This window comes from Prosthecobacter sp., assembly GCF_044222565.1.
Taxonomy (GTDB): Bacteria; Verrucomicrobiota; Verrucomicrobiia; order Verrucomicrobiales; family Verrucomicrobiaceae; genus Prosthecobacter.
Window position 1 is genome coordinate 263,781 of record NZ_JBGANA010000004.1, and the last position, 21,144, is coordinate 284,924.

At 60.0% G+C, this 21,144-nt stretch carries 17 protein-coding genes; 3 read left to right on the top strand and 14 right to left on the bottom strand.

Annotated features, from left to right (window positions below; all coding sequences use genetic code 11):
• Positions 1 to 8: 8 nt before the first annotated feature.
• The 7 genes from ACILSR_RS07660 to ACILSR_RS07690 form a co-directional block, all read right to left on the bottom strand.
• A complete protein-coding gene (locus tag ACILSR_RS07660; protein WP_395749155.1) occupies positions 9 to 1,181 on the bottom strand; it encodes a Gfo/Idh/MocA family protein in 1,173 nt (390 codons plus the stop codon).
• Positions 1,178 to 2,629 (bottom strand): hypothetical protein, encoded by a 1,452-nt coding sequence (locus ACILSR_RS07665; protein WP_395749156.1) that lies wholly within the window; start codon positions 2,627 to 2,629, stop codon positions 1,178 to 1,180. The genes ACILSR_RS07660 and ACILSR_RS07665 overlap by 4 nt, the downstream gene beginning before the upstream one ends.
• Positions 2,623 to 4,662 (bottom strand): c-type cytochrome, encoded by a 2,040-nt coding sequence (locus tag ACILSR_RS07670; protein ID WP_395749157.1) that lies wholly within the window; start codon positions 4,660 to 4,662, stop codon positions 2,623 to 2,625. Before ACILSR_RS07670 ends, ACILSR_RS07665 begins: the two co-directional genes overlap by 7 nt.
• 382 nt (positions 4,663 to 5,044) lie before the next feature.
• Positions 5,045 to 5,980: a hypothetical protein gene (locus ACILSR_RS07675; RefSeq protein ID WP_395749158.1), complete on the bottom strand. Its 936-nt coding sequence runs from the start codon at positions 5,978 to 5,980 to the stop codon at positions 5,045 to 5,047.
• On the bottom strand, positions 5,977 to 6,498 hold the full coding sequence (locus ACILSR_RS07680; protein ID WP_395749159.1) for a sigma-70 family RNA polymerase sigma factor: 522 nt from the start codon (positions 6,496 to 6,498) through the stop codon (positions 5,977 to 5,979). Before ACILSR_RS07680 ends, ACILSR_RS07675 begins: the two co-directional genes overlap by 4 nt.
• A gap of 497 nt (positions 6,499 to 6,995) precedes the next feature.
• Complete coding sequence (locus tag ACILSR_RS07685; protein WP_395749160.1) at positions 6,996 to 9,203, bottom strand: RICIN domain-containing protein; 2,208 nt, start codon at positions 9,201 to 9,203, stop codon at positions 6,996 to 6,998.
• A gap of 72 nt (positions 9,204 to 9,275) precedes the next feature.
• Complete coding sequence (locus ACILSR_RS07690) at positions 9,276 to 9,722, bottom strand: VOC family protein (protein WP_395749161.1); 447 nt, start codon at positions 9,720 to 9,722, stop codon at positions 9,276 to 9,278.
• A gap of 164 nt (positions 9,723 to 9,886) precedes the next feature.
• On the opposite strand from ACILSR_RS07690, the gene ACILSR_RS07695 reads away from it, so the two are divergent.
• Complete coding sequence (locus ACILSR_RS07695) at positions 9,887 to 10,870, top strand: hypothetical protein (RefSeq protein ID WP_395749162.1); 984 nt, start codon at positions 9,887 to 9,889, stop codon at positions 10,868 to 10,870.
• On the top strand, positions 10,867 to 11,919 hold the full coding sequence (locus ACILSR_RS07700; protein ID WP_395749163.1) for a hypothetical protein: 1,053 nt from the start codon (positions 10,867 to 10,869) through the stop codon (positions 11,917 to 11,919). The genes ACILSR_RS07695 and ACILSR_RS07700 overlap by 4 nt, the downstream gene beginning before the upstream one ends.
• A gap of 33 nt (positions 11,920 to 11,952) precedes the next feature.
• On the opposite strand, the gene ACILSR_RS07705 is transcribed toward ACILSR_RS07700, so the two are convergent.
• The 7 genes from ACILSR_RS07705 to ACILSR_RS07735 form a co-directional block, all read right to left on the bottom strand.
• On the bottom strand, positions 11,953 to 12,849 hold the full coding sequence (locus ACILSR_RS07705) for a hypothetical protein (RefSeq protein WP_395749164.1): 897 nt from the start codon (positions 12,847 to 12,849) through the stop codon (positions 11,953 to 11,955).
• A gap of 40 nt (positions 12,850 to 12,889) precedes the next feature.
• A complete protein-coding gene (locus ACILSR_RS07710) occupies positions 12,890 to 13,897 on the bottom strand; it encodes an alpha/beta hydrolase fold domain-containing protein (protein ID WP_395749165.1) in 1,008 nt (335 codons plus the stop codon).
• 218 nt (positions 13,898 to 14,115) lie between these two features.
• Positions 14,116 to 15,285 carry a sialidase family protein gene (locus ACILSR_RS07715; protein ID WP_395749166.1) on the bottom strand — a complete coding sequence of 390 codons (1,170 nt, stop codon included), beginning with the start codon at positions 15,283 to 15,285 and terminating at the stop codon, positions 14,116 to 14,118.
• Between the two features lie 42 nt (positions 15,286 to 15,327).
• On the bottom strand, positions 15,328 to 16,500 hold the full coding sequence (locus tag ACILSR_RS07720) for a sialidase family protein (protein WP_395749167.1): 1,173 nt from the start codon (positions 16,498 to 16,500) through the stop codon (positions 15,328 to 15,330).
• Between the two features lie 16 nt (positions 16,501 to 16,516).
• Complete coding sequence (locus ACILSR_RS07725) at positions 16,517 to 17,692, bottom strand: hypothetical protein (protein WP_395749347.1); 1,176 nt, start codon at positions 17,690 to 17,692, stop codon at positions 16,517 to 16,519.
• Positions 17,693 to 17,840: 148 nt separating this feature from the next.
• On the bottom strand, positions 17,841 to 19,169 hold the full coding sequence (locus ACILSR_RS07730; protein WP_395749168.1) for an exo-alpha-sialidase: 1,329 nt from the start codon (positions 19,167 to 19,169) through the stop codon (positions 17,841 to 17,843).
• A gap of 69 nt (positions 19,170 to 19,238) precedes the next feature.
• Positions 19,239 to 20,150: a dihydrodipicolinate synthase family protein gene (locus tag ACILSR_RS07735; RefSeq protein WP_395749169.1), complete on the bottom strand. Its 912-nt coding sequence runs from the start codon at positions 20,148 to 20,150 to the stop codon at positions 19,239 to 19,241.
• Between the two features lie 133 nt (positions 20,151 to 20,283).
• Between ACILSR_RS07735 and ACILSR_RS07740 the strand changes: the two genes are divergently transcribed.
• Complete coding sequence (locus ACILSR_RS07740) at positions 20,284 to 21,141, top strand: AraC family transcriptional regulator (protein ID WP_395749170.1); 858 nt, start codon at positions 20,284 to 20,286, stop codon at positions 21,139 to 21,141.
• Positions 21,142 to 21,144 lie beyond the last annotated feature (3 nt).

Below are 21,144 nucleotides of genomic sequence, written 5' to 3' on the forward strand. Positions count from 1 at the left end.
AGGTTGCGTTACTTCCAGGTGGAAAGGGGATTCTCCGGCATCTCCAGCGGAAAGCTCACACGCTCACCCTGGCGCACATGCGAGGCCATCACCGCCGTGATCATCTCCACCGTCAGCCGCCCGTCCGACCCGCTGCACAGCGGCTGCCGCTCTTTGTCTTCCATGCACGCGATCAAATCCAGCGCACCCGTCGCATGGCTCATCACCTGCTTGCCGATGTCCGCAATCGGCTCCGGCTCGCCAACACCCGCCGCACTGATCGGCACCCACGTCCGCGCTTCCTTCATCGGCTGAAACGGACTCCCCGCGCACAGGTGCGCCAGCGGCGTCTGATCCACGCGAATGTCGATGATCCCCTTCGTCCCGATGAGTTGCAGCCCAAAGCCCACCTTCGGATCACCCGCCTCCTGGATCGAATCAAAGTAAAACGGCACGCCCGATTCCAGATCAAATCGCGCATGCACCTCGTTCCCCGCTATCGGCCCAAAGTCCGCCTTCGTTTTGATCACCTCCGCCTGCGTCACCGGCTTCGCGTCCTGCATGATCGCCCCCGTGCACGCCACCGGCTTCCCCGCCAGAAACACACCCAGGTTCAGCACGTGCGACCCCAAAGTCCACAGATCCTCCATCCCACCGCGCCGGTCTTCCTTCCCGCGCCCACGAATCTCCAGCAGCCTCCCAATAAGCCCCTCCTGCACCAATTTCTTCACCACCGGCAGCGTCGGGTGCCATCGGTTGCGATGCGCCAGTGCCAGCTTCACGCCGTTCTTCTCACACGCCGCGATGATCTCATCCGCCTCCGCCAGCGTGCGGCAAAACGGCTTCTCCAAATAAATCCCCCGCGCACCCGAAGCCGCCGCCACCAGTGCCATGTCCCTGTGCAGCCCCATCGCCGGTCCAATCGCCACCACATCCGGCTTCGCCTTCGCGATGTCATGATAATCCGTAAAACCCTGCATAATGTTCAGCTCCTTCAGCGTCGCCTCCAGCTTCTTCGCATCCGGATCCGCTGCCGCCACGATCTCCGTCCCCGGCACCTTCAGCCACATCGTGTCAAGACTATGCCCATAGCTCCCCTTGTTCCCCAGCACCACCACCCGCCACTTACGCATAGGTTCAGCACCACGGGAGGCAAGTGCAAAGGTTGAAGCAGCAGAGGTAATGAAATGTCGTCGGTTCATGGTTGGGTCGGAATGTGGTTCAAAGTGTAATGCGCAATTTCAGGCGTGAGCAATGCATCTTCCTGAGATCGCAGCCCCTTCACAGTCAGCTCATGCACATAGCCTTCACGCAGGCCGTCAATCTCCAGCTCCACGCTCAATCCATCTTTCGCGACATCGACCACGCGCACCACCGGCTCCTTCACATCCATGTCCGGCCCGCCATAATCCGCGTGATACTCATACGTGTAGCTCCGCATCTGCCACTTCGCGGTCATTACCGCCTCCTTGGTCACAGGCTGCGTAAACGTACACCGAAACCCCTTCGGCCTCGCCTCCATCGTCCTCATCGAAAACGGCCCCTTCCCATTCCACACCACTCGCTCCACCCCATACGGCTTGCTCCCCACCGAGCTCCACCCCCGGCTCGTCTCACCCACAAACAGCGATCCATCTTCGCCAAACTCCAGCCGCAACACCCCCGACTGAAAGCGCTCCATGAAGGGAAAGCACGCCCCCTGATACTCGCCGCCCACCTTCTCCAAAAACACGCGATTGATCGCCGCCTGCGTCAGCTCCCCCACAAAGAACTGCCCTGCAAACGGCCCAAACTTCCCGCCCGTCCCATCATACGCCATGTCCGTCGTGCTCATCCCCATCTTGCGATACGGCATCCACACCGCCGCAGGCTTGTAAATCGGCATCCGCTTCGCCGCCTCCGCTACCGGCACATTTTCCACCAGCTCCTTCGGCTCCGCAAACGGCGCCCCCGGCAGCTTCGCCGAAGCAAACGAAGCAATATGCCCATGAAACCGCCCCTGCGCGATATGATGAATCCCGCACGCCGAATTCCAGTGCCCCTGCTGATCCGTATAAAACACATCACCCTCAGCATTAATGCCAATCCCACACGGCGATCTCATCCCACCGGAGACCGGCTGCCACTTCCCATCCGGCGTCATTCGCAGACTGTAGCCACGCCAGTCCCGATTCGGCAACACCACATCTCCCATCGTGCAGTTCAGCGTGATCCACATGTTCCCTGCCGGATCAAACTTCGGCCCATATGTGTATTCATGGTAGGCCCCGGTCACACCCCACCCCTTTGCAATGCACCGATACTCATCAGCCACACCATCACCAATCGTATCACGCAGCCTCGTCACCTCGCTGCGCTGACTCACATACAAATCCCCATCGTGAAACGCCAGCCCCAGCGGTTCATGCAGCGCACTCGCAAACTTCTTCCACACCACCCCGCTGCCGTCCGTGGAGTACGCATTCTCCGCGATCCACACCTCCCCACGCCGCGTCGCCACCGCCAGCCTTCCACCCGGCATCGGCGCGATTCCCCCCGCCTCCAGCGTCAGCTCCTCCGGATGCTGCAGCGTGATCCGACGATACGCCTCCTCCGCAGCACCATTCACCGCGCAGAGCAAAGCAACGATCCACACACAAAACTTCACCATGAGATGTCCTCCACAAATTCCGAAACTCCCTCTTTAAACTCAAGCCGCGTCGCACCGCCCGGCACAGACACCTTCACCCGCGCCCCCGGCTTCGCCGTGATCTGCACCACCTCCTTCGTCTGCCTCGTGACCCGAATCATCCTCTTCAATCCACCCTTCCCATTCGCTTCCACCCGATCCTCCACACGCAGCGCCCCCAGATCATACTCAAACACCGGCACTCCCTCCGCCGTCACACGATACCCTCGAAACAACGGCGCCACCTTCTCCTCACCCACAATCCCAATCACACCCACCTCCTCCAGATGCACCAGCGCCTCTCCCAGCGGCTGCTCCATCTTTGTGTAGCGCTGGTTCCACGTCCCATCCGCATCAATAAACTTCCCCCGCCACGCCATCGACCACCGCACCGCCAGCGCATCAAACGTCACATTCATCCCGCCCGGAAAACCCACTGCAATCGCATGCGTTCCCGTGCCCTTCACAAACGTGCGGAAAACAATCGGCCTGTCCTTCGGCTCCAGCACCAGCGACGCACGACTCGCCAGCCCCTCCGGCGGCAGACTCTCATCCACCTCCGCCAGATAACGCAGCAGACTGTCGATCTGTCTCTCGGTCGTCCCGCCACCCAGCGTCGGGTTCATCGGCTGCCCTCCCGGCCAAAACGGCGGCATGCGCGACCCCGTCGGAAAGCCTACCGGATTCATCAAAAAGTCGCGCATCCACTCTGGCCTCAGCCGCTTCGGCATCTGCGCCAGATCATACGCCCCGATCCCCAGCGAAGGCTGCCCGTTGATGTCATGACAAATGATGCACGCATACCCCTTGATCCCCACCATCTCACGCCCCCACTCAGTCGTCCCCGCATGCTCCGCATCCTTCGGCCTCACATACGGCTTTACACTCGCATCCGCATCCGCCCTGCTCAGCATCTTCCCCAGCTCATTCGCGAGCTCATCGCCAAAGCCCGGCATCTTCACCCGCATGTAAGTCCGCACCGGATCACGCCCCCGCAGGATCGCTCCCAGCGCACTACCAATAAATTTCCGCCCCACCCCATCCAGCGGCGGCGGCAGTCGTCCTAGATCACCCAGATCATCCTTTGTCGAAGTAAAGTGAATGCCAATATCCGGCGTCGGCCCACCAAGCCCTCCACGCTGATGACACGCAAAACAATTCCTCTGCAGCATGATATGCCGCACCTCATCCCTCGGCTTCGTCACATCACCCGCCGCCAGCGTCGTTAGCAAAACCTCACGCTGCTCCTCACTCAGCGTATAGCGTGGCAGCCCTGCCTTAGGCTCTTTCTCCAGGCATCCGCCCTTCATCGCCACCAGCGGCACCGTCTTCGCCACCGGCTCCTTTCCATGGCAAGCGACGCAGCCCAGTGCTGCAAACGACTTTCGCCCACGCTTCGCCCGTTCCTCATCCACCACAAACACTTCCGCCTTCATCACCTCCGGCGCTAGATAGGCTGCCAGGTGCGCCGCATCCTTCTTCCCCACTCGCTGCTCCGGCATACGACCCGCAGGCCGCGCCGCCAGCGGCGACAAAAGAAACTTCGCCAGCTCCCCCGGCGCATATTTCCCCTCCAGCCCCTTCATCGGCTCTTTCCCATGGCAAGCCACGCACCCGAGGCTCAGAAACACCGTGCGCCCCGATTTCGCCGCACCCATCACCGGCTCCACCGTGCTCTTCCGCTTCGCCCGCAGACTCATGAGATGATGCGTCAGATCCTCAATCACATCCGCCTTCTTCCCCTCTTCCATTCCCGCCAGCATAGCAGGCATCGTTGTCCCCGGTTTCACCTTCGCCGGATCCGCCAAAAAAGCACGCACCCACTCCGCTCGCAGCCGATCCCCCGCAGCCGAAAGATCCGGCCCCGCCTTCCACATCAGCGTCGGCGTCTTCGGTGTCCCTTCATGATGACATGCCGCGCACGACAGCTCCGAAAAAAGAATCTTCCCCGCCTCCACCTTCCACTCCCCACCCTCAGCCCGCAGCCGCTCATACCCCGGTACAGCGCACGACACCTGAGCTCCACGCGTACTCGCCAAAGCGACAAAACATAAAATCAAAATCCGCGCCATGAATGGCACTTGGTTAAGGGCATGCATCGTGAGGTATGCACCTTCTTTCGCGTCGAATTTTGAACCAAAGAATTGACCTTTTCCAACACCGCTTCCGATCTCGCTCCAGCCCTGAAGGGGCTGCGGATTATAGCCCAGGGGTGCCGAGCCTTGGCGAGGCTCCCCTGGGTTATCGCAAGCAAACCGGGAAGCAAATTCAGCGCTTCGCCGCATCTGCAGCTTACCAGCAGCGTCTGGAAGAGGCTCCGCCACACGCCGGCGCACAGCGGCACCGACGCACCCTATGATCCGCCTTAACAGAGTGCCATTCATCCGCATCATCATATCAACGCACTCCCGAGGGAGTCATGAGTTCCAGCTTCACATCATCCACATAGTGGCTGCCAAATTGTACCGGCTCCGCCGACCGCGCCGGTTTCGCCCGCATCACCGCCACATGCACCAGCGCATACTTCGCCTGCGGCGGCATCGGCATCATCACATTGATCGCCTTCCACTGCCCATCCCCCTTCAGCGGCAGCTTTCGCGTGGCCATCGCCGCACTGTTCTCCCGATACCACGGCAGATTGTCCGGCAGCACCCCAGGCATCACCCCCTCCTCCACCGCACACAGCTCCACAAAGCACACATACTCCTCATCCTTGGCTGTCTCGGTGGAGACAAAATTCGCCACCAGCCTCAGCGATCCCATTTCATCAGCCGCCGCCACGCCCCTCAGATCCACGAGGCGATAAACATCACACCACGCGCTCTTCGACGCATTCTCACCCGCATGCGTCGCACTGTTAAAGCGCAGCATCTTGCGCCCCGTCTTCGCTTTCAAATCATCCGCCGCATCCACCACCGCCGCATCATCCCCGCTCCACGTCCCCAGCTCCTTCGGCAGCCCCGGCTCCGTGCGCGACACATCAGCCTCAAATCCCTCCTTCAGCAGAACCACACGCTGGGCCATCCGCGGAGCCACATACGCAAACACCATCGAAGTCCCAAACATCCCCAGCGCAATCCCCGCCGCCGCAGCAGCAATCGGCCGCCATTGCAGCCACACCGACCTCACCTTCGCCCGCGGCTTCACGGTCTCTTCCACCCGCTGCCCCTGCATTCCTTCATGCAGCAGCGCATGGCTCCCCGCCAGTTCCCAAAACCGCGCGCGATCCGTTGCCGAATGCAGCAGCCGCTCCTCCAGCTCTGCCCGCGCTTCATCACTCATCATCCCGTTCAGATGCTCATCAATTAAATGATCCAGTCGTTCGTCAGTCATGCCTTCACCTCCGCCAGTTGTTCCTCAATACACTTCCTCAAAAAGCCCCGCGCTCTAGACAGCGCCACGCTCACCGCCGCTGGTGTCCATGACAAAATCCGCGCGATCTCCTGCGGCTTGTGCTCATGCTCATAAAACAGATCCACCACCCGCCGTGCTTGCGGCGCCAGCTTCATCAGGCACCCCGGCAGCGCCGAAAGCTTCGAATCATCCCTCGCCTCCACCGGCGCACTCGCCGCCAGCGCCTCCAGCACCTCATCCGAAAACCGGTCCGCCGCCCGTCGCTGCTGCGCCTGCGCCTTCATCACCTGAAACCGCGCAATCTGAAACGCCCACGCAATGAAATTGCTCTCCGCCTCAAACTCTGCCGCCTTCCGCTGCACCACCAGAAACGTCTCCTGCACCACATCCTCCGCCCCCGCAAAGTCCGCCGCCATCAGCGACACAATGAACCCCTTGATCCGCCCCTGATGGCGAACAAAAAGCTGAAGCACCTGCTGCTGATGAGGATCGGTCATTCCCAAGAATATACCCCAGCCCCCACAAACCTTAGCAAGCCCCCTCATTCTTTTTTCATACCGCCGCATCATTCAGAAAAAAGTACTCGCGAGCATCAGCTCGCTCCGGGAGACGTGTCACAGAGTCACGGCGTCCCGGCAGCCCTCAACCAGAGCCCCATGGCTCATCCCCGATATCCTGCAAAACCCCCAGCGCCCGGGAGCGCGGAACTCCGAGTCTGCAGAACTCCGCCATCACCACACGCTTCGCTTTACCAAGTTGCCCGCTGCCACCAATCCAGCGCAATCTTTCGCCACTCTGCCCCACCTCACACCAGCTCCAAAGGAGCTGCGGATTACAGCCCAGGGTTAGCCGAGCCTAAGCGAGGCAACCCTGGGTTAACTTCCGGCAATCCGGGAAGCAAATCCACAACTCCGCAACACGCCGACGTCCACCAGCAGCGTCCCCACCGCGCTCCGCCACACGCATGCGCACGGAGCTCCGCATCACCCACCCCCTACAGCTTCGTCCCCGTCATTTTCGTCCACGGACTCCATGCCCCCATCGCATGCTGCAAAATCTTCCGCTTCCAGATCTTGTTCATGCAAAACGCATACAGAGTGTCCTTGTCCTTCCCTCCGATCGCCACCGCCGTCACCCGGCTCCGATCCGGCACCGGCAAAATGATCTGCGTCGGTCCGTCATCCGCGCTAATTTGAACCCCGCTCTTCGTCGCAATAAACTGCCGTCCCTCGATGGAGTAGCACAGGCACTCCGGCCCCGCGTCATCCTCCCAATCCGCCACATGCAGATGGAAAAACCGCTCCTTGTTCTTCAGCGTGCCATCCTCATCAATCTGATAGCTGTACGCCCACTTCGAGTGCCCTTCCGCCACGGTCAGCAGCCACTGATCCGGCCGATACGCCATCCCTGTCGCAAACTTAATGCCCTTGTCCACCTGCGTCTTCTTCCCGTCCTTGATCAGCCACACCGTGCCCTCCTCTTTCGGCTTGTCGCCATTCGTTGTCACATACAGCGCCCCCGTCGGCATCGCCAGGATCGAGTGCCCCAGGATGTCCTCCATCACCACACTGCCCGCACCCGTCGCATCAAACAACATCAGCTTCCCCGACTTCTCCGAGATCGTGTACACATTCCCATTCGCGCCCACGCTCACGCAGTGCGCATTCACATCCTTCACGAACTCACTCACCTTCCCATCCAGCTCAATCCGGTGAATCTTATTGTTGCTCGTATCCGCAAAGAACACCTCCCCCTTCTCATTGCATGAAGGTCCCCGCGTACTCTTAAATCCTTCCGCCAGCAGCTCCCACCCCTCGCCAGGCACGATCACCTCCTGCGCCCGCGGCGCGCTCGGTCCCGCCTTCACACGCTCCGGCCACCCCTTCCACAAAAACGCCATCGCCTCCAGGTAGTTCTCCCCATACCCCGCAACATGTCGCCCCTCGATTGTGCGGAACTGGTAGTCATAGCCTGAAAACTTCAGCGCCTTGTCCATCTCCTGGTCCGTCAGGTACCAGTCCCCCGCGCAGTTCTCCATGTCATGCGTCGCCGTCGTTAGATACGCACGGATCGGCTTCGCTTCAAACTTCCGCACCATCGTCGGAAACTCATGCCCGCCGCGAAAGGCCACCCAGCTACCGCTCGCCGCATACACCCGGCTGAAAGCCTCTGGCCGGTGCCACGCCGCAGTGAAGGCTGCAATACCCCCGCTGCTCCCGCCCGAAATGCACCGGTCATTCCCATCCGTGGACATCTTCAAATCAAACTCCTTCGCCACAAACGGCAGCAGCTCATCGTGCAGAAAGCGCACATTCTCATCGCCCACCCCATCATACTCCAGATCACGATTCCGCCGGTCCATCGTCCCCTTCATCGGCGCCGGCAGCGTCCCCGGCTTCACAAACACCCCGATCGTCACCGGCATCTCCTTCGTCGCAATGAGAGTCTCCATGAAAGTCTTCTCCCGCGCATTGTAGCCATCCGTCTTCACATACACACACGCCGGCTTGCTCCCATCATACTGCGCCGGGATGAACACTGTCACATCCCGCACCGTCCCCGGGAAAACCTTGCTCTGGTTAAACTGCGTCTGCTTGATCGTCCCCGCCAAAATCTCCTCCGGCTTGATCGCCACCGGCACATACATCGGCGCAGCAGGCGCCGCCTCCGCTCCCGCAATCGCGCTCCCCGCCAGCGGCTTGATCTGCCATTGCAGATGCTGATCGTTCGCATTGTGCTGCCACAGGTCGATCTTCGCTCCCGGCTCTTTCTTCCCGCCCAGATCATCAATCCCCTGCGTCGGCGCATGCCTCGGGATGATCGAGTACGAGCCCGACTCATTCTTCTGAATCTTCCACATCTGCCAGTCCTTCCCGCTGTCCGTCTCCAGCACGATCCCCGTTCCATTCTTCACCCCGCCCTTGTCCGCCGCAAGCGTCAGCGTGTTGCTGTAAGACGGCTTGATCGCAAAGAACCCATCCCCCTTCGGGACGATCACCCACTTCTGCTCCGCCTTCCCCGTCGGATTCCCGATCGACACCCGCGTGCCGTCAGCCGTCCCCGCATCCACCGCCTCCAGCACCATCCCCGGAGCACTCACCGGCACGATCACATACGCCCCCCAGTCCTCAGCCAAAGCAGGCGCGGTAAAACCAAAAGCAGCAGCCAGAAACGAACAATAAAAAAGAGCACGGGAGATCATGGAGAAGGGGAGAAAAAGAGGGAATGAAACGCACAGCACGTGCGCATTCATTCCCCCCAAATCCATCAAACTTCACGCTGCACACTCTTTCTTCTTGTACTGCGCCAGTCCCGTCGCCACACCCTGCGGATCCTGGATGATCGCAATGCGCCCGCCATCATTCGGAATCGCCATTGCCGGCATGATCACCTTGCCACCCAACCCCTCCACCTTCGCCAGCGTCGCATCCAGATCATCCACCGTGATGTACGGCATCCACTGCGGCGCTTTCTTTTCGCCTTCACCACAATGCGCGTCCGAGATCCCGCCCAGCATTTCGCCACCACGACCAAAGATATGGTAGCCCGGCATCGGCTCGCCCTTGGCTTCCCAGCCCACCAGGGATGAGTAAAATTTCAGCGCGCCCGCCGCGTCCTTCGTGTTCAGTTCCGACCATCCCAGGTCGCCTTGTGTGTTGCCTTGTTGTCCCATAATGTGAATGAAGTAAGAGGTTGGTTCTCCGGAATAATCAGCAGCCACCACCGGAGCCGGCGCAGCAGGGCCTCAGTTCTCAATGAGACGATGCATGTCCCACTCCGCAACCTGACTCTTGTGTCAGATTTCTTATCGCCGCACGTCACTGCAACGGCAAAAAAGATCCTACAAAAAGATTGCGACCACTCCGCCGTTCAAGAAAATAGGGCATGAAATTCACCATCATGCTGGCCCTCCTGTCAGCAGTCGGCTGTTGGGCCGCAGAGGGCGATCCTCCGGAAGAACAGCAGATTCAGGCAGAGGCGGAGCGGCGCTGCCTTGAAATGCTTGCAAATGTGGCTCCCGCTCGCACCAACACGCCTGGCACCGCGACCACCATGCTCTTTGCTGACGGCGAAGCTCGCTGGGGCACCTTTTTTTCAAAAGACGAAACCGTCGCCTTGGTCACCTTTCATCGTCCGCCTCAGGATGAATACGACTATCCCCCGCACTGGCTCTCGTTCCTTGTTTGGAAGGATGGCCGCTGGCGCTACCGCCAGCTTCTGGGCAGCGCGCAGATTTTTGACATTTACCGCCGCAAGGACATGGGCCTGCAGATCGTCCAGGGCTTCATCCGCACCGAGCGTCATGGCGGCGAGCAGTCTTCCTGGCGCTACGATGACAAATCAGCGCGCCTCGTTCCCACCGGGCTGGATGATTGGGGCCCGTATGCGCTCATCGGCGGCTACATCTGCTATCAGCGCGGCCACGAGCGTTTGGCGCACTGGGACACCCGTTGGATCTATCCCTTGAGGAATGGTGTTAAGAGTGGGCTGCTTGCCTGCTTCCACACGGTCGATACCGGCGGATTCACCATTACTTTTCGTGAACGGGACAGCGGTAAAAGTCTAAGCTGGGCTTTTGTCCCCGATGATGACGATGAATCACACATCACCGTTCGAGACTCTGCTCCCGATGATGAAACAGGTTCATCTTCGCTGGCCGAATTGCAGCTTCCCAAAGGCGAATTTCTCGATCCCTACGATTGCTTTGAGCTCCTCACCGGCCTGAGCCGGAAACTCCTCGAAGATGAATGGCTCCATGCCCTCCCCAAGCCGGACATCAAACGCATCAAAATCAAAGTCACTGGAGATCCCGCCGTGGTTCGCAAATTTCAATGGCCCCAACCAGCCAAAAAGACTCCGAAAAAATGAGCAGTGCATTTCCGCTCCCCATTCTGGCCGCGACGCTCCTCTGGAGCAGTCTCGCCATCGCTGCAGATCCTTCCCGGCAGGAGAAAGAGTTCATCCGCCGCGCTATCGCCACCATGCAGGATGTTGCCCCGCGTGGCCCTGTCCAGGCGCCTTTCATTCAGATTCACTCAGACGACTGCCATGGCTGGTGGGGAAATCTTTTTGGCGACAATCAGCCAGCCGCTCTCATCGCCGTCGAGCCCCGGGGCAACGGCAAAAACGCCTCAAGGGATGATGCCAGCTTGTTTCTGTTGCTCTGGAAAAACGGCTGGCAGGTTGCCCGGCAGATCGGATCGGTTGCGGCCTCGCATGATGATCGCTGGTGGAATGATGACGGCTTCGACATCTCGGGCCTCGAACAAAACTGGTGCTTGAAAGTCATTCCAGAATCTCGCGCCTGTTATCTTCTCATTGGTCCTTCCATGCATAGGCCCGTCGCAGATCATCAGTCCTGGCGGCTCGATCCGTCCGACCACGATTTGAAACCCACTGGCTGGCCGAAGGACGCCTCGGTTTCCATCTCGGCGAATAGCATCACGATGACAGGTCCGCCGAATAATCACAAGGTGATCGAAACCATTCATCACTTCGATGGCACCATCGGCGCGGAGATCATCACCATCCAGACCGAATCCGACTCTCCGAATATCACCACCGTGACATTCACTCTGCCAGAGCAAAAACACCGCCCTGCAACGGCGTGGCTCATCAGACACAAGAGTTACGACTCCACCAAAAAGGTGCATGTCTACTCGGTCTGCCACCGCTTGCCCTCGGCGGCTGCCACCGCCTTTGAGGAAAATGCAGTCCTCCAGGTTTACTGGGGCGATCAGTATGCTGAAGACCATAGCGCCGCCCGTTATCTGTTTCATCGGCTCACCGGCCTCGGCCGTGCCGCCTATGATGCGCAGTGGGATCAGGACGAGAAGCAGAAGCTTTTGCTGCCCAAAAGAGTCGGAGTTACCGGCGACCCCGATGCGGTGAAGCTCTTCTCTCTCGATCCAAAATGATTTTTCCGCATTAGGTGTCCCCGCTCCGCCCCATCACTTCTTCACCATCTTAAAGCTCGCCAGCATCTGCTTCACATCGGGATACAGCCGCTCCTCCATTTCGGGATAGATCGTGCTCACGATAAAGTAGCACGCGTTGTCCACCATGAAGACCCAGTGCCGCCACCGGATTTCCTTGCCTTCGCGGGAGGGAATCATCGCATCAAAATGCAGCGCTTCATAGCTGCCCACCTTCGCTTCTTTCAGATCCGCTGCTTTCACATCCTTCTTCACCCGGTTCGCCCACTCCAGCGCCACCTCCTTCCTCACCTTCTCAAACAGGGCCGCCTCATCCTCCTTCTTCGCTGCGGAATAGGTGCCCAGTTCATACACGTCCATCCCCACTGGAAACGTCGGTGGTATGCAGGCCACCCAGTGGCCTCGATCTTCTGACTTCCAGTCCTTGGCAAGCTCCAGCGTGTACGGCTTCTTGGGTTTCGCTTCGGCGAGCACCGACGTGAACGAGAAGATCACCACATGATCCTCTTCCTTCGTGTCAGCCACTTTGGAGCTCGCAAACTGATCCTCCTTCCGGTAGCCCCACGCAGACGAAGTCTGCAGCGCGATCGCATCCAGCAGCTCCTTCAAAGTCGGTTTGTAAAACTCAGGAAACACCGGCTGCAGCTCCGCCTCGGCGATCTCTCGGCTCATTCCCTTCAGTCCCACGCAGACCCTGAGATCCATCTGGCTCCGCACCATGAACATGTTCGCAAAGGATCCAAACGATTGGCCCAGGCTTCCCTCCAGCCTCTTCGCCAGCAGCTTTGCCTGCTCCTCATCCGACAGCACTTTCAGCGGTATCTTGCTCTTGAACTCATCCTTCTTCGCATCCTCGCCGGAGACGATGCCCAGACTCAAACCAAGGAAAACAAAGAGGCGCAGGAATTTCATCCCACCATTCAACCACGCCTCCCACCCGCCGTGCAAGACCTCACTTCAGCCCAGCCTTTGCCGGCTCCACCGTCACCTCCGCCTCCGGCACCAGCTCGATCTTCACGTCTTTACCCTGCAGATACTTGTCGAAAAAATTCGCCATAAGCTGAATCACCGCCGGCTTGCCAAAGCCCGGTCCGCCATGCCCTGAGCCCGGCAGCTTCTGCAGCCACACCTCCACGCCCCTCTCCTTCAGCACCGTCGCAAATTCCTCGCTCTGCGCATACGGCACCAGCGTGTCATGCGTCCCATGCAGAATGACAAACGGCGGATTGTCTTTGCTCACATAATGCACCGGGCTCACTGCCTCAGCCTTCGCCTTGTCATCCAGCTTCGTGCCGATCAACTCCGAATACGGATCCTTCGGCGTGTTAAACTCAAAGATGTTCTTCACATTCTTGTCGTCCGCCGCCTGCTGTACTACCGTGCTGAAATCCGTCGGCCCAAAGATGTCGCACACCGCCTGCACCCGGTCAGACTGCTCCTCATTCCCGCCGATCATTGGGAAGGCCTTCTTTCCACCCGCTGTCCCCACCAGCGCAGACAGATGCCCGCCCGCCGAGCCACCCACCACACCCACATGGTCGTTGTCAAAGTTGTATTGCTTCGCATGTGCGCGCAGCCAGCGGATCGCCGCCTGGCAGTCCTGGATCTGCGCTGGAAACTTCGCCTTCTGGCTGAAGCGATACTCCACGCTCGCCACCGCATAGCCTTTCGAAACCATGCCCGCCACCGCGCACGGATACTTGCTCCCGCCCATCCACCCGCCGCCATGAATGTGCACGATCAGAGGCAGCGGTTTCTCCGACTCCTTCTCCGGCAGATACAAATCCAGCTTCTGCGCCTCATCCCCGTCCGGAATGTAAGAGACGTCCTTTTCCATCCTGATCCCCGGCGGCAGCCCCGCTGCCTTCCCTTGCGCAAAGGCAGAGTCACACACCAGCAAAGCAGCACACGCTGCGACAATCACACGAACGGAAAGCAGGGAGAAAAAACGAAATTTCATGAGTGCTACCTCAAACGCTCTCCACCGCCCATCCTAGCTTAAAACCCACCAAATCTCCTCGCCGCTCCGCAAGCCCCCCTTCGCGAAGTGGTCCGCACTCGCCGAGTGCGGCTCAGCCCACGCACGACGCCTGCTGCGCCCTCCTCGCCTCACCCCCAGCCTCCGATAAACCATCGCAAACCACCGCCAACAATGGCAAACCACCGCCAACATCCCCTCTACGGCGCCCTCCAAAACGTCCCCTCAATCGCCCGGTCATCCTCCTTCGGTCCATTGTAATAATACACCGTCAGCACCTTCCCATCCGGCCTCACTACACTGCGCGGATATCCCAAATCTCCATCAAAACCATCTTCCCGCAGCACGATCTGCGGCCCCCACGTCACCCCACCATCCGCGCTGATCGCCGCTCGCATCCCCGAGGGCTTGTGCCGGTGGCCAAAGCTCACCGCCACCCGCCCATCCTGCAGTTGCACCATCGCTGGCGGATTCCCTCCGATGTGCGTCGCCACCATGCCCGCCTGCGTCCACGTCTTGCCCAGGTCCGTGCTGCGCCACGATTCAATAAACCCCGACACCTTCGGATCCGATCTCCGGATCGTCGTCAAAATCGTCCCATCCTTCAGACGCAAGGACGAAGGCATGATCGCATAGCCCCCCTCCATCGGCTCCGGCCCAATCCACGAAACAAACGACCAGTTCACCCCGCCATCCGTCGTGCGCGCACAAAAAACGCGCCCTTCCTTCCCATCATTCTTCTTCCCACAGCTCCCAAACATCAGGCAGTCCTGCTTCCCCAGCACAATCAAGTCCGTCCGCGTGCAGATGCCCTCGACTCCGGGCACGCTGAAGCTGTACGGCCCCTTCCACGTCTTGCACCGGTCCACGCTCGTGTAAAACCACGAGGGCCCCGCATGCAGCCCGCCAAAGCGAAACATCAGCGCAAAACCCGCCTCTGTGAAATCCAGCGGCTCCTTCAGCGCCACCGGCTTCGCCTCATTCTTCGGATCCTTAAAAGGCACATCCTCCTCCGTCTTCCACGTCTTCCCGCCATCCACACTCCGCGCTTGAATCTCATAGCTCGGCTTCGTGCGGTCGATCCGGTGATCCGTCGTCGTCTGCTTGTACCATGTCGAGGTAAAGCCCGCCACCAGTTCATCCCCCCACTGCCACAGCCCATGGTTCGCCGGCCACCCGCCATAGCGCCCCGCCTCTTTATACACGATCACATTCTGCTTCTGGTCTGCAGGCAGGGTAAGGGTGGATGTCGCCTCCTTTTTCTTCGAGGCATCGGTGATCTCTAGCTTGGCGTCATCGGCTGCAAAGGTGTTCAGCGGGAGAAGCGGCGCCACAAGCATTGCGCATATGAGGAGGTGAGGCTTGATCATAAAGGGTGGGTGGAAAATGGAATGCGCTGGAGGGTTGTGGCATCACGGCTTCGCAGGGTTCACAGCTGGCAGGCTCAGCTTGCCAAAGCGGATGGCACGGCGATGCCGCTTGTCATCGCCGCTGTCCCATACCGCACGAAACTCACCCGGGCCTGTTTCGATCAGCGTGGGGTACGAGTTGTGAATCCCCGCATCGAAGAAAGTCTGCTCCGCTCCCCATTCACCCGCTGCATTTGTTGTTTTGTAACGCAGCGCCATGCGGCTGAATGCCGGACCGTCATTGTACACATACAGAAAGCGTCCGTCCTGGCTGCGCCCGAACCACGCCTCCGAAACCGTGTTCCACAGCTCCGGCTCTTCTTGCGCCACGCTCCAGCTCACACCGCCATCCTCGCTCGTGCTGGACCATGCGCGTGGCGGATTCAGCGCACCGCCATCCAACAATTTCCCCTCAGGGGTTCCCGTGGAAGTTCGCATCACCATCTTCAGCTTCCCATGCTTCGCATCGAGTACGGCGATCTGCCCCTCATGCAGAAAAGTGCCGTTCCTTTCCGGCAGCGGTACATAGCCGCCCAGCTTCCAGTCCAGCAGGCTCGTGCTCCGCAGCACAAAATGCTCACGCGTCCCATGCGGATCCGCCCGCCGCGTGTTGCGGTGCGCCGGCATCACATACACAGGGTGGCCGTTTTCCTCGATGCGCTGGATCTCCCCCAGAATGACGAGCGGCCCTGTGTAGTGCATGGCCGGCTCCACCGGATTCCACGAGCGCCCCCCATCGCCGCTGTACGCCGCGGCAAGGTGGGAGTCCTCGCTGTCCGCATAGTTCAGCGGGCAGCGCATGGCAAAGCACCACAGTACATCCTGCCCCGGCGGCTTGTACAGCACCGCATTGCAGTAGCCAAACTGCATGGCGCCATGCCGCGCGGTGCTGTCGAAAATCGTGCTCGGAATACTCCAGTTCTGTCCGTCATCAGTGGAGACCACGGCATCAATGCTGCCCATGTCCATCTTCCCTGGAATGCCCAGTTGATAAGCCGCCACCAGGTGCTTCTCCTTCCACAAAGCCAGGCTCGGCTGCCCCAGCAGGGCGGCACGGGGTTCTTGCTCGGCGGTGCGGATTACGCGCACGTCACGCACATCACCCGTGTCCGCCATGCAAACACATGGCAGCACGGCTGGTAGCAACAGGCCGGTGGCAAAAAGACGGGTTATCATGGGAAGCGGAATCATATCAAGGAGCCAGCAGATGAATGCGGCGTGCCTTCCAGTAGGCCGCCAGATGGTAAATGATGCCACAGCTGGAATTATGCTCGTAGTCAAAGCCGCGGATCAGATCCGCCAGGGCCTTCTGCTGCGCCGCGGAATCTGAAGGCGGATCGACCATGCGCAAAATCAGCGCCGACTCCCCCGCCTCCCGCGTAAGATGCCAGATCTCTCGATACGGACCCCACTGCGGATTCGGATACCCCTTCTGATCCTTCCACACCGCCACCTTTCGCCAGTCCGGCCCCAGCATCCTCATCTCTTCCGCACTCTTTTTGGCGATCTGCGCCAGCACGCTGTTAAAACGCTTCGCCGCGAGATCACGCACATGCGTCATCCGCTCATGGATCGTGGCCTTCAGTGCTGCGTCAGGCTCCAGGTCGTGGAGCACCTCCAAAGAGCACTGCATCTGCAGCAGCGCGTAGGCAGGCTTGTTATCCCCGGGGTTGGCGGACTGTTCGATGGCCTCTGCCGCATAGCGTCTCCATTCTTTGCGATACCGCTCATCACGCGTCACGTCCCACGCCGCTGCATAAATCATTGGCAGTCGTGCGGCCTCATGCGCCTGCACATTCCACATCCGGCAGATGCCCAGCGGGCAGCGCTGACCGTCGGCGCGGCAGAAATCAAAATCGTTCTCCGGCGTCACAAACGCAATCATCCGCTCCGCCACATCCGCCAGCACCATACGGATCTCTTTCTTTGTCGCCTCATCCGCCAGCGGACTCCGATAATACTGCCACAGCCCATGCACAAAGTGCGTCACCTGATCCCGCGACGAATTGATGTACACACTCTTCCCATCTTCCGGACACACATTCCGCGCCACAAAGCCCCGCACCCCATGCACCGTCGCGCAGCGCTTCAGCCCCGCAAACACACTCGCCGCATTCTCCCGCAGCGCCTCCTCGCCTGTCACCGCAAACCGGTCACACAGCACGCTGAGCATCGCACCACCCAGGATCGCCCCGTCCTCCATCCCCGTGCTGTAACCACACGGATTCGGATACTGCCGCTTCACCTCCTCAGCCGTCGGCAGATGCGCCTGCTCCTTGCCCTTTTCATAACTGCTCAGGTAATCCCCAAAAGTCTGCACCTGCGGCAGATAAAAGCGCCCCCACGTCACCTCCCACGCCTTGGACATCTGCATGTGCAGCGCTGACTCTGCCTGTGTTTGTGCCAGCACTTGAACCGAAACAGTCGAAGCGAGAACGAACAGCAGAACGGATCGCTGCAACCTGCGTACCTTGAATCCCCTCATTCGTCATTCCTCATTCTGGTTTCGTCATTTTTCAGGGCCACACGCCACCCACCATCGGCTTCAGCACCAGCTTCGCCGGATCCACCACCACGTGCTTCACCTTCTGCCTCTTCCACGTGTAGGTGATGTGCACCAGGCCGTCGCTCGTCTGAATGATCGCCGGATAGCTGAACTCCTTCTTCGGCTCATCCTCCAGCACCAGCGCCGCCTCCCACACTTTGCCGTCCTTGCTCAGCGCCAGGTTCAGCGGACTGCGCCCCTTGGCCGTGTGGTTATAAATCAGCAGGTGCCTTCCATCCTTCAGCGTCACCGCATCCGTTCCCGAGTTCGGATTCGGCAGCTCCGTCAGCGAAATCTCACCCCACGTCCGCCCCGCATCAGCAGACTCGATCTGAAACACCTTCCCCTGTCGCGTGCGTCCCACCGCTTCCAGATTGTCACCACCCAGGAAAAGAATGCTCGGCTGAATCGCACTCACCTTCAATCCGTCATGCAGCAGCTCCGTGCGCTGCCATGTCTTGCCCAGATCACTTGTGCGCTCAAAATAGATCGCCCACGCGCTCGGCTTTGTCTCCGTCTCATTGCTCGTCGGGCACAGGATGTCGCCATTGGCCAGCTGCACCGGTTTGTTCTTGATCGGCCCAAAGATTCCCTTCGGCAGCTTCTGCGCCGCAGACCACGTCTTGCCACCATCCGTCGAAGTTTTCAGCTCACCCCACCACGTGCTCGGCGAAGGCCCCACTTTATAAAACAGCATCAGCGGCGCGTCCTTCGGCTGAAACAGCACCGGATTCCACGTCGGGTGCCGCTTCCCATCCGCCTGCACTCCATTGGCCACTTCCACACTCTCCGTCCACTTTCCATCTACCAGCCGCGACACCCAGATGCACACATCCGGATTCCTCTCCGCCGTTCCGCCAAACCACGCCGTCACCATCCCTGTCGGCGTCTCCACGATCGTCGTCGCATGGATAGAGGGATACGGCCCCGTGTCATAAATATACTCCGACTTCAAAATCCCCGCCTGCTGCTCCTTCGCCTTCAGCCACTCCCACGAAGTCAGCTCCTGGCTGCGGTCCAGCTTCTGCCACACCACCACCGCCGCCTTCTGCGCCGTCGCCCCCTCCGTCACATGCAGCACCATTTTATAGTTCATTCCCGCCACCACCTGCCGCTCCGCACTCTCAATGCTCTGCAGCACCAGCTTCGCATCCTTCGCCTTCACCGCAAACTCCGCCGCCCCCTTCACCTCCTTGTCACCAGGAGACACCGTACCAAACCCACCCACAATCTGCTGCGCAGAAGCACCGCAGACAGACATCAAAACAGCAACAAAACAAATCAGTGAAACAGATTTCATAAGTAAAAAAGTAAGATTTAAAAACGCCGCTCAATCATTCCGGCTTCCGTGTATTCCGCAGGTCATCATTCAGTTCTTGATCAACCCCAGCCCCACCAGCCTTTCCCGAATGATCGCCCGCTCCGCCTCACGAAACCGGTGAAACGGCTCCGCCATGTGATCCTCACAAATCCCCAGAAGCGACAGACCGCACTTGATCCCCTTGATGATCGCCGACTTGTGCCGCCCCACCGTATAAATGCTCCCCGCCAGCTGCATCACCTTCGCATGCAGCTCCCGCGTCCGCTGCAGATCCTGCGCCGCCGCTGCCTGATACATCTCCACATAAAGTTTGGGGTGCAGATTCGCCCCGCCATTGATCCCTCCATGCCCGCCTAGCAGCACCGCTTCCGCCGTCAGTTCCTCCGGTCCCACCAGCACGCTCCAGTCCGCCCGCTGCTTCGCCACTTCCAGCAGTCGGTGAAAGTAGATCATGTCGCACGAGCTGTCCTTCACCCCGCACACACCCGGCATTTCCAGCGCTCGCTTCACCAGATCGATCTCAAAGCTCACCTTCGTCAGCCCCGGCATGTTATACAGAAACATCGGCAGCGGCATCTCCGCCACGAGATCTTGAATATACTCCTGCATTTCTGGCGGTGCGGCAGGGAAGTAATACGGCGGTGCCGTCACCACATGCGTCGCCCCCGCCTCCGCGCTGTGCCTCGCCAGATTCACACTCTCCGTAAACGACGTATCCGTGATCCCCACCAGCACCGGCACACGCCCCGCCGTCTGCTTGCACGTCCGTTCGATCAGCTCCCGCCGAAGCCGGTAGCTCAGGCTCGGCCCCTCACCCGTCGTGCCAAGAATAAACAACCCGGACACCCCGCCGCTGATCAGATGCTCGATCAGCCGCTCCAGCCCCTCACAGTCGAGCAGGTCGCGATCACGTAGCGGCGTAACAAGAGGCGGAATGATTCCAGAGAGTGGTTGGGACATACCCACAAGTGACTTCGGTCCCCTTCAAATGGCAACCCGTCAGTGCGTCGAATGTTTGCCGCTCAATTGACGATTCTTGACCCTTCGCAGCAAGATTCCACTCCTTCGCATCCGTTGATCCTCTCACCCAGCCATGCCCGCCACCGACCAGGCGGACTACTTCTCCACCCAAGTCGTCCGCACCCGCCGCTTCTTCCTCCCCGAGTGGGAGGACCGCCAGCGCCATGCCTCCACCCTCTGCCTCGTCGGCGGCGGCTGTGAGTGGTGCGCTCCGGATTTCATCGTCGATCGCAAAGCCTTTCCCTTCCTCGCCTTCGAGTTCGTCTCCAAAGGAAACGGCAGCGTCACCCTCGCCGATCAAACCCACCCCATCGAGCCCGGCCACGCCTTCATCTTCGACTCCACCACACCTCAGGTCATCCGCAGCTCCGCCGAAGAGCCCATGGTAAAATACTTCTTCAATTTCACCGGCGCCCGCGCCGTGCAGTTGATGCGCGATCTTGACCTCTCTCCCGGCACCGTCCTCCGAGTCACCGATGCCTCCCGCGTCATCTCCTTGCTCGAAGAAGTCATCGACCACGCCCTCCGCGGCGGCCGCTTCGGCCTCCGCGCCGCCTGTTCAGCTCTCGAGCACGCCCTCGTCCTCTGTGCCGACTCCCGCCAGTCCGCTACCACCCCCATCGATCCCGCCTACGCCACCTACCTTCGCTGCCGCGGCCACCTCCTGCGGAACTACCCCGTCCTCAGCAGTATCGAGCAGGCCGCCAAAGCCTGCCACGTTTCCGCCGCCTACTTCACCCGCCTCTTCCAGCGCTATGATACCGAGACCCCTCTCGCCTGCCTCACCCGCTTGAAACTCTCCCAAGCCGCCATCAAACTTCGCCAGCCCGACGCCTTGGTAAAAGCCGTCGCCGCCGAACTCGGCTACAAATCCGCCGCCCACTTCTCCCGCGCCTTCAAAGCCTGGAGCGGCAGATCTCCGCGGTCGTGACCA

What these genes read in the sequence shown, in the direction of transcription:
- ACILSR_RS07675 (WP_395749158.1), bottom strand. Translation starts at nt 5,980, where the DNA reads ATGACTGACGAACGACTGGATCATTTAATTGATGAGCATCTGAACGGG.
- ACILSR_RS07730 (WP_395749168.1), bottom strand. Translation starts at nt 19,169, where the DNA reads ATGAAATCTGTTTCACTGATTTGTTTTGTTGCTGTTTTGATGTCTGTC.
- ACILSR_RS07710 (WP_395749165.1), bottom strand. Translation starts at nt 13,897, where the DNA reads ATGAAATTTCGTTTTTTCTCCCTGCTTTCCGTTCGTGTGATTGTCGCA.
- ACILSR_RS07720 (WP_395749167.1), bottom strand. Translation starts at nt 16,500, where the DNA reads ATGATAACCCGTCTTTTTGCCACCGGCCTGTTGCTACCAGCCGTGCTG.
- ACILSR_RS07665 (WP_395749156.1), bottom strand. Translation starts at nt 2,629, where the DNA reads ATGGTGAAGTTTTGTGTGTGGATCGTTGCTTTGCTCTGCGCGGTGAAT.
- ACILSR_RS07740 (WP_395749170.1), top strand. Translation starts at nt 20,284, where the DNA reads ATGCCCGCCACCGACCAGGCGGACTACTTCTCCACCCAAGTCGTCCGC.
- ACILSR_RS07695 (WP_395749162.1), top strand. Translation starts at nt 9,887, where the DNA reads ATGAAATTCACCATCATGCTGGCCCTCCTGTCAGCAGTCGGCTGTTGG.
- ACILSR_RS07685 (WP_395749160.1), bottom strand. Translation starts at nt 9,203, where the DNA reads ATGATCTCCCGTGCTCTTTTTTATTGTTCGTTTCTGGCTGCTGCTTTT.
- ACILSR_RS07705 (WP_395749164.1), bottom strand. Translation starts at nt 12,849, where the DNA reads ATGAAATTCCTGCGCCTCTTTGTTTTCCTTGGTTTGAGTCTGGGCATC.
- ACILSR_RS07700 (WP_395749163.1), top strand. Translation starts at nt 10,867, where the DNA reads ATGAGCAGTGCATTTCCGCTCCCCATTCTGGCCGCGACGCTCCTCTGG.
- ACILSR_RS07715 (WP_395749166.1), bottom strand. Translation starts at nt 15,285, where the DNA reads ATGATCAAGCCTCACCTCCTCATATGCGCAATGCTTGTGGCGCCGCTT.
- ACILSR_RS07680 (WP_395749159.1), bottom strand. Translation starts at nt 6,498, where the DNA reads ATGACCGATCCTCATCAGCAGCAGGTGCTTCAGCTTTTTGTTCGCCAT.
- ACILSR_RS07660 (WP_395749155.1), bottom strand. Translation starts at nt 1,181, where the DNA reads ATGAACCGACGACATTTCATTACCTCTGCTGCTTCAACCTTTGCACTT.
- ACILSR_RS07735 (WP_395749169.1), bottom strand. Translation starts at nt 20,150, where the DNA reads ATGTCCCAACCACTCTCTGGAATCATTCCGCCTCTTGTTACGCCGCTA.
- ACILSR_RS07725 (WP_395749347.1), bottom strand. Translation starts at nt 17,692, where the DNA reads ATGTCCAAGGCGTGGGAGGTGACGTGGGGGCGCTTTTATCTGCCGCAG.